This is a genomic window from Aquitalea palustris (genome assembly GCF_003693445.1).
In the GTDB taxonomy this organism is placed as follows: domain Bacteria; phylum Pseudomonadota; class Gammaproteobacteria; order Burkholderiales; family Chromobacteriaceae; genus Aquitalea; species Aquitalea palustris.
In genome coordinates this window covers 1-1,250 of record NZ_RFAR01000112.1, presented here as the reverse complement: position 1 = coordinate 1,250, position 1,250 = coordinate 1, and the positions used below count along the sequence as shown (strand labels likewise).

2 protein-coding genes and 1 pseudogene are annotated in these 1,250 nt (G+C 58.2%); all 3 read left to right on the top strand.

Going from position 1 to position 1,250, the window contains the following annotated elements; genetic code table 11:
* A partial coding sequence (locus EAY64_RS19085) for a DUF2345 domain-containing protein (RefSeq protein ID WP_147456249.1) occupies positions 1-275 on the top strand: 275 nt, incomplete at its 5' end.
* Positions 272-1,069, top strand: coding sequence for a toxin Tle1 chaperone Tla1 (tla1, locus tag EAY64_RS19080; RefSeq protein WP_103526295.1), 798 nt, complete (start codon positions 272-274; stop codon positions 1,067-1,069). The genes EAY64_RS19085 and tla1, both read left to right, overlap by 4 nt.
* A pseudogene (locus tag EAY64_RS19075) lies at positions 1,066-1,250 on the top strand (hypothetical protein); the annotation flags it as partial. The gene tla1 and the pseudogene EAY64_RS19075, both read left to right, overlap by 4 nt.

Genomic DNA, 1,250 nt, shown 5'->3' with positions numbered 1-1,250 from the left:
CGGACAAGGACCTGACCATTACCTCGGCCAAGGGCAAGCAGCAATTCAATGGCAAGAAGGAAATCCTGCTGACCAGCGGCGGCGCTTATGTGCGGATCAAGGATGGCAAGATCGAGCTACACGCCCCCGGCACCGTCAGCTTCAAGGGCGGCAGCCATGACTGGAGCGGGCCGGATAGCTTGAATCTGCCGTTTCCTCGTTTTCCCAATACCGTTTGCAAAAGCTGTATGGCCAATGCCTTTCAGCAAGCTAACCCGCTGGTGAATGCCAAATGAAGCCGCTGCTGATTTTGCCTCGGCCAACCACTCATGACTGGCTGACCATGCTATGCCAGCAAGCCCTTGACACCGACCTGGAATGGCTGGATTTCATCGTTGACCAATCGGGCATCAACCATGGCTGGCAACGCCATTTACCCGTCATGCACCCGCCACGCACCTTGTTGCTGGATACCCCACATGCTGAGGCCGCTGGCGAAGGCCCGGTATTGATCCGGCTAGCGCTGCACACACCAGCCCTGCTGGAAAAATGGCAGCGCCGACTAGATAAATGGCAAGGTCAGCCCAGGTTATTAGCTCTGCTGAGCACTTGCGATTTTGAGGCACTGGCAACACATCTGACAGCCTGCCTGCAGGTGAAGTGGGATCAAGGCCGGCAACAGGGCGTGCTGCGCTTTTATGATCCCCGCCTGTTTGCCCCGGTCTGCGCCTGCCTGCTACCCACGCAACAACAGTTCTTGCTGGGCTGTGCTCAGCAATGGCACTGGCTGGATAGAGACGGCCACGCCCGCAGCCTGCAACTGCCACATGCAGGCACCGCACCTGCCCAGCCACCAGATGAAAACCTGAACTTATCGCCCGAACAGATTCACACCTTGTCGCTATGGCATGCCGCTGAAACCTGGCGGCAGAACCATTTGCTGCTACCTGCGATGTATGGCCTGGATTCAGAAGAAGAGCTGATGAAAAGATTGGTAGCCGCCCAATACGCCGCTGACCAGGCCAAACTATGGTCGGAACCAGAACGCATGCCGCTGGTGGAAAGCTATTTACGCCGGGAGGCTCCATGAGACACCCCAGCTTGGCTCCACAAGTTTTGCTCTACCTGCTGACTCTGCTGAGCCTGGGCGCCTGCGAAAGCATGGCCCGGCCAGCCACCATTGGCGCGGGGGCGCGTGTCGTCAACACCATGTCAAACGCCACCATTGTCCACGCCAGCTTTAATGGCCAGGGCATGGGTGGTGGTGGTGG